Annotated in this window: 4 protein-coding genes and 1 pseudogene; 4 read left to right on the forward strand and 1 reads right to left on the reverse strand. The window is 65.6% G+C overall.

Annotation, left to right across the window (positions count from 1 at the left end):
* Positions 1-10 precede the first annotated feature (10 nt).
* Positions 11-973 carry a heme o synthase gene (locus V9L17_RS09660; protein ID WP_337348336.1) on the reverse strand — a complete coding sequence of 321 codons (963 nt, stop codon included), beginning with the start codon at positions 971-973 and terminating at the stop codon, positions 11-13.
* Between the two features lie 512 nt (positions 974-1,485).
* On the opposite strand from V9L17_RS09660, the gene tkt reads away from it, so the two are divergent.
* The 4 genes and pseudogenes from tkt to V9L17_RS09680 all read left to right on the forward strand — a co-directional run.
* Positions 1,486-3,612, forward strand: a complete 2,127-nt coding sequence (gene tkt / locus V9L17_RS09665; protein WP_337351254.1) for a transketolase — start codon at positions 1,486-1,488, stop codon at positions 3,610-3,612.
* 24 nt (positions 3,613-3,636) lie between these two features.
* The gene (tal, locus tag V9L17_RS09670; RefSeq protein WP_337351255.1) at positions 3,637-4,752 is read left to right on the forward strand and encodes a transaldolase; all 1,116 of its coding nucleotides are present in this window, start codon (positions 3,637-3,639) and stop codon (positions 4,750-4,752) included.
* Positions 4,753-4,758: 6 nt separating this feature from the next.
* Complete coding sequence (locus tag V9L17_RS09675) at positions 4,759-6,393, forward strand: glucose-6-phosphate isomerase (protein WP_337351256.1); 1,635 nt, start codon at positions 4,759-4,761, stop codon at positions 6,391-6,393.
* Between the two features lie 15 nt (positions 6,394-6,408).
* A pseudogene (locus V9L17_RS09680) lies at positions 6,409-6,704 on the forward strand (glucose-6-phosphate dehydrogenase); the annotation flags it as partial.

Raw genomic sequence — 6,704 nt, forward strand, 5'->3', positions numbered from 1 at the left:
GTCCTGGTAATCAGCCGGCCATCACTGCCGGGCCGACGAACGGGTCCACCGCCAGGGCGATGAAGAGCAGCGTCAGGTAGCTGATGGAACCGTGGAAGACCTTCATGGCGCGCTTGTCCGAGATGTCCTCCCGCTGCGCCCGGTTGTACAGGGAGTGTGACTCGTACAGGAACCAGGCACCGGCAAGGACCGCCGTAGCTGTGTAGACCCAGCCTGCGCCGCCGGCCGGAACCATCAGCAGGGAGCAGACAACCATGGCCCAGGCGTACAGGACCACCTGGACCGAAACCACCTTGGCGCCGGCGATGGCGCCGAGCATGGGCACGTTGGCGTTGCGGTAGTCCTCGCCGTAGCGCATGGACAGCGGCCAGTAGTGCGGCGGCGTCCAGAGGAAGATCACCATGAACAGGATGACGGCCGGCCACTCCACCGAGTTGGTCACGGCGGCCCAGGCGATCAGCACCGGGAAGCAGCCCGCGGCCCCGCCCCACACAATGTTCTGTGCCGTGCGCCGCTTGAGGATGATGGTGTAGATGACCACGTAGAAGAAGATGGCGCCCAGGCCAAGCCAGGCGGCCAGCGGGTTGGCGCCGAACCATAGGATCGCAATGGCGGCAGCCCCAAGGAGCCACGAGAAAATGAGGGCCTCACGGGGCGTGACCTCGCCCGTGACGAGCGGCCGGTTTTCGGTTCGGTGCATCAGCTTATCGATGTCGCGGTCGATGTAGCAGTTGAACGCCCCGGCGCTGCCGGCCGCGAATGCACCGCCGACCAGCGTGGCCAGGATCAGGCCTATGGAGGGGAAGCCGCGTTCGGCGTAGATCATGGTGGGCAGCGTGCTGACCAGCAGCAGTTCGATGACGCGAGGCTTGGTGAGCGCCAGATACGCCTTGGCTTTGCGGGCCAGCCCGGTTCCCCCTCGGGTGCGGGAAGCGTTCAGCGGCGTATCGGTTGTGCTCACGGTGGCGGTCACCCGTTCTGTTTGGCAAGTCTGTCTGGCGGTGCAGCTGTCGGTGCGGCCGTTATCCGGGCAGCCCGCCAATGGTCATCAGAAGAAAGTCCCGGCAACACCCTTTGGACCGCCGTGAACCCCTTAAGGAGCACGGCCACCCGGCGTCAGCCTCCAAATATCATACCGTGCGCATTTGTAACAGAAGCCCCTTCAATAGGCCCTGATGATCGCTCGCAGGCCGATTCGAGCAGATTAACTCAACCTCACGGAACGGTGATTCACATAAGGGGAAATTGCGTCCAAAACGTGAGATTTGGGCCTCCCGCAGGATGGAATAGAGCTAAGCTGTCACCAGATCAGCACGCAGAGAAGAAGCGGTGGAAACCGCATTCCCAGATTCGACATGTGGCTGAGTGATAGATCAACGTTTCGACGGTGAACGGCTGGTACACACCAAAGCGGGCACCCCAGCGTGCCCCCGTACGGACCCCGTGTACCGCCCGCCGTCAGCACTAGAGAGGGGCCCGGTTTTCGTGCCACATTTTGAAGAGCAAGAACTGTCTTGGACCAGCCTGGACCAGCGCGCGGTGGACACCGTCCGCGTTTTGGCCGCAGATGCCGTGGAGAAGGTTGGCAACGGCCACCCGGGCACGGCCATGAGCCTGGCGCCTGCCGCCTACCTTCTCTTCCAGAAGCTGATGCGCCACGATCCCCGGAACCCTGACTGGATCGGCCGCGACCGTTTCATCCTGTCCCCGGGCCACACGTCCCTGACGCTGTACATCCAGCTGTTCCTCTCCGGCTACGGCCTGGAGCTGAAGGACCTTGAGGCCCTCCGCACCTGGGGCTCCCTGACCCCGGGCCACCCGGAGTACAAGCACACCGCCGGTGTGGAAATCACCACCGGCCCGCTGGGTCAGGGCCTGGCGTCGTCCGTAGGCTTCGCCTACTCCCAGCGCCGCCAACGCGGCCTGTTCGACGCCGATGCTCCCGCCGGCGAGAGCCCGTTCGACCACACCATCTGGGTCATCGCGTCCGACGGCGACCTCCAGGAAGGCGTCACGGCCGAGGCTTCCTCGCTGGCCGGCCACCAGGAACTGGGCAACCTCGTTGTTGTCTACGATGAGAACCACATCTCCATCGAAGACGACACCGACATCTCCTTCACCGAAGATGTCCTCAAGCGCTACGAGGCCTACGGCTGGCACACCCAGCGCGTGGACTGGACCAAGACCGGCGAGTACGTCGAAGACGTGCAGGAGCTGTACTCGGCGCTGCTCGCCGCCAAGGCCGAAACCTCCAAGCCCTCCATCATTTCGCTGCGCACCATCATCGGGTACCCGGCACCGAAGAAGCAGAACACCGGCAAGATCCACGGCTCCGCACTGGGCGCCGAGGAAGTTGCGGCCCTGAAGGAAGTACTGGGCTTCGACCCCGCCAAGTCCTTCGATGTCGACCAGGAAGTCCTGGCCCACGCCCGTTCCGTGGTTGACCGCGGTGCAGCTGCCCGCAAGGAATGGGAAGAGTCCTTCAACGCCTGGCAGGCAGCCAACCCGGAGAACGCCGAACTGCTGCAGCGCATCGAGGCCCGCGAACTGCCCGAGGGCCTGGACGCCGCACTTCCGGTCTTCCCGGCCGGCAAGGACGTCTCCACCCGCGCCGCGTCCGGCAAGGTTCTCAACGCGCTGGGCCCGGTCCTGCCGGAACTCTGGGGCGGCTCCGCCGACCTCGCCGAGTCCAACAACACCACCATCGAAGGTTCGCCGTCGTTCGTGCCTGCCTCCAAGCAGACCGACGCCTGGTCCGGCAACCCCTACGGCCGTGTGCTGCACTTCGGTATCCGTGAGCACGCCGCCGCCTCGATCGTGAACGGCATCGCCCTGCACGGCAACACCCGCGCATTCTCCGGAACGTTCCTGATCTTCTCCGACTACCAGCGGCCCGCCATCCGGCTCGGCGCCCTCATGGGTGTCCCGTCGCTGTACGTATGGACCCACGACTCCATCGGCCTGGGCGAAGACGGCCCCACCCACCAGCCGGTGGAACAGCTGGCCTCCCTGCGCGCCATCGTGGGCCTGGACGTTGTCCGCCCCGGTGACGCCAACGAGGTCGCTGTGGCATGGAAGACCATGCTGGAGAACCACGAAAACCCGGCCGGCATCGTGTTGACCCGCCAGAACATCCCTACCTACGCCCGCGGTGAAAGCGAAGCCGACGGCGACACCTTCGGTTCCGTAGCCGGCGTCGCCAAGGGAGGGTACGTCCTTGCCGAAGCATCCAAGGACGGCGCCACCGTTCCTGCCGACGTCATCCTCATCGGCACCGGCTCCGAGGTCCAGCTGGCCGTACAGGCCCGCGAAGCGCTCCAGGCCGAAGGTATCGCCGCCCGCGTCGTCTCCATGCCGTGCGTCGAGTGGTTCAACAAGCAGGACGCCGCCTACCGCGAGTCCGTGCTCCCCGCCGCCGTCAAGGCCCGGGTATCCGTCGAAGCCGGTCTGGCCCTGGGCTGGAGGGAGTTCGTCGGCGACGCCGGCCGCTCCATCAGCCTCGAGCACTACGGCGCTTCCGCTGACTACAAGCGCCTTTTCCAGGAGTTCGGCATCACTGCGGAGGCTGTCGCCGCCGCCGCCAAGGACTCCCTCGCTGGCCTGCAGGCCTGAACCCTAATCCAGGAGATACAAAAAATGACTACCCCCACTCAGCAGCTCTCCGACGCCGGAGTCTCCATCTGGCTCGATGACCTTTCCCGCAGCCGCCTCGAAACCGGGACACTGCGCAAGCTCATCGAAGAGAAGAACGTTGTTGGTGTCACCACCAACCCGTCCATCTTCCACGCCGCCATCACTGCCGGCACGGACTACGACGCCACCATTGCGGCCCAGGCCGCTGCCGGCGCCAGCGTCGAAGACACCATCTTCGAGATCACCACCACCGACGTCGCCGACGCCTGCGACCTGTTCGCTCCGGTCGCCGCCGCTACCAAGGGCGTTGACGGCCGAGTGTCCATCGAAGTCGATCCGCGCCTTGCCTGGGACACCGCCGGCACCATCGCCGAAGCGAAGCACCTGTACAAGAAGGTCAACAAGGACAACGTCCTCATCAAGATCCCGGCAACGCTCGAGGGCCTGGAAGCCATCACCGCCACCCTCGCCGAAGGCATCAGCGTCAACGTGACCCTGATCTTCTCGCTGGAGCGCTACCGCGCCGTCATCAACGCCTTCCAGTCCGGCCTGGAGCAGGCCAAGGAAAACGGCCACGACCTCTCCAAGATCCACTCGGTCGCGTCGTTCTTCGTTTCCCGCGTGGACTCCGAAATTGACAAGCGCCTTGACGCCATCGGCACCGACGAAGCCAAGGCACTCAAGGGCAAGGCCGGCGTCGCCAACGCCCGCCTGGCCTACCAGGTCTACGAAGAGCTCTTCGCCACCGAGCGCTGGGCCCTGCTGGCCGAAGCCGGCGCCCTCCCCCAGCGCCCGCTCTGGGCCTCCACCGGCGTCAAGGACCCGGCGTACCCGGACACCCTCTACGTCACCGAGCTCGTTGCCCCCGGCGTTGTCAACACCATGCCGGAGAAGACCCTCGACGCCACATTCGACCACGGCGTCGTCACCGGCGACACCGTTTCCGGGACGTACGCCGAGGCCAATGCCACGCTCGACGCACTGGACGCCCTGGGCATCTCCTACAACGACGTCGTCGCGATCCTCGAATCCGAAGGCCTTGACAAGTTCGTGGCCAGCTGGAAGGAACTGCTGGCCGACGTCGAGGGCGCCCTCGCCTCTGCACGGAAGGCTTCCTAACCCACCATGAGCACACTCAGCTACGACGCCACCGGTGCCGCACAACAGGCACTCGAGCAGCACCTCCCGACCCTCGTCGAGGACCGTATTGCCACCCGGATCTTCGCCAAGGACCACACGCTGTGGGGTCCCGACGCCGAAGCCGAGTCGGCTGTCCGCCTCGGCTGGGTTGAGGCGGCCACCGTCTCCCAGCCGCTGGTTGCGGACATTTTGGAACTCCGCGACGCCCTGAAGGCAGAAGGCGTGACCCGGATCGTGCTTTGCGGCATGGGCGGATCATCGCTCGCTCCGGAGGTCATAGCGGGCACCGCTGGCGTCGAGCTGACTGTGCTGGACAGCACGGACCCGGACCAGGTCCGTGTTGCGCTGGCGGACCGGCTGGCCGAGACCGCCATTGTGGTCTCGTCCAAGTCCGGTTCAACCCTGGAGACCGACTCCCAGCGCAGGATTTTCGAGCACGCCTTCACCGAGGCCGGGCTCGATGCGAAGAGCCGGATCATCATTGTTACCGATCCGGGTTCCCCGCTGGATAAGGCGTCCCGCGAGGCAGGTTACCGCGCTGTTTTCAACGCCGACCCCAACGTGGGCGGCCGCTACTCGGCCCTCACCGCCTTCGGCCTGGTCCCGTCCGGCCTGGCCGGCGTTGACATCCAGGCTTTCCTGGATGAGGCCGAGGAAGCCGCCGAGATCCTCAATGACGACGCCGCCGAGAACATCGGCCTGGCGCTCGGGACGGCCCTCGGCGGAACCAGCCCGCTGCGGAACAAGATTGTCATCGCAGAAGACGGATCCGGGATTGTGGGCTTTGCGGACTGGGCCGAACAGCTCATCGCGGAATCCACCGGAAAGCTGGGCACCGGCGTCCTGCCCATAGTCGCCGGTCCCGCGTCACCGGAGGTCACCTCCGGTGCGGCCGACGTCCTCGTGGTGCGGCTGGTAGCCGCGGATGCCGACGTCGAACTCGGTGAAAACGAAGTGGCCATTGCAGGTGGCCTCGCCACCCAGATGATGGTGTGGGAGTTCGCGACTGCCGTGGCCGGGCGCCTTCTGGGCATCAACCCGTTCGACCAGCCCGACGTGGAAGCCGCCAAGGTCGCCGCGCGGGGTCTGCTGGATGCCCAGCCCGAACCCACGCCTGCGGCTTTTGTCGACGGCGCCATCGAGGTCCGCGGCGGAGACTGGCTCGGCTCCGCAGCAACCGCTGAAGAAGCCGTCCGTGCGCTGCTGGGTACGCTCGAGGCCGACAGCTACCTCAGTGTCCAGGCCTACTTCGACAGGCTCGCCTTTGCCCAGCTCGAGGGCGTGCGGGACGAGCTCGCCGCAGCCAGCGGCCGTCCGGTGACGTTTGGCTGGGGCCCGCGCTTCCTGCACTCCACGGGCCAGTTCCACAAGGGCGGCCCCGCCATCGGGGTCTTCCTCCAGGTCACCGCAGCTCCCACAGAGGACCTGTCCATCCCGGATCGTCCCTTCACATTCGGGGAACTGATTGCTGCGCAGGCCGCGGGCGATGCCCAGGTCCTGGGTGAGCACGGCCGGCCTGTGCTGCGCCTGCACCTGACTGATCGGGCCGCCGGTGTGGCGCAGCTGCAGGACATCGTCGCTGCGCTGTCCGCCCGGTCAGCCTCCGTTACCGAAAGCTAAGGTACAAAAGCAACCATGCCAGAAACTGAATACGGCAGGACCTCCGGGTCGCGTGCCGGAAAATCAGGGCGCAATCCGCTCCGGGATCCGCGTGATCGTCGTTTGAACAGGATTGCTGGTCCGTCGTCGTTGGTGCTTTTTGGGGTGACTGGTGATCTTGCGCGTAAGAAGCTGATGCCGGCTGTGTATGACCTGGCGAACCGGGGGTTGTTGCCGCCGAGTTTCGCGTTGGTGGGTTTCGGGCGGCGGGCGTGGAGTGATGGGGAGTTCGCTGCTGAGGTGAAGTCCTCGGTGCAGGCTTATGCGCGGAC

Origin of the sequence: Pseudarthrobacter sp. CCNWLW207 (assembly GCF_037203945.1) — a bacterium.
Lineage (GTDB): Bacteria > Actinomycetota > Actinomycetes > Actinomycetales > Micrococcaceae > Arthrobacter.

Bases quoted from the DNA above. Each gene is read 5' to 3' on its own strand.
- V9L17_RS09675 (WP_337351256.1), top strand. From the start codon at position 4,759: ATGAGCACACTCAGCTACGACGCCACCGGTGCCGCACAACAGGCACTC.
- tal (WP_337351255.1), top strand. From the start codon at position 3,637: ATGACTACCCCCACTCAGCAGCTCTCCGACGCCGGAGTCTCCATCTGG.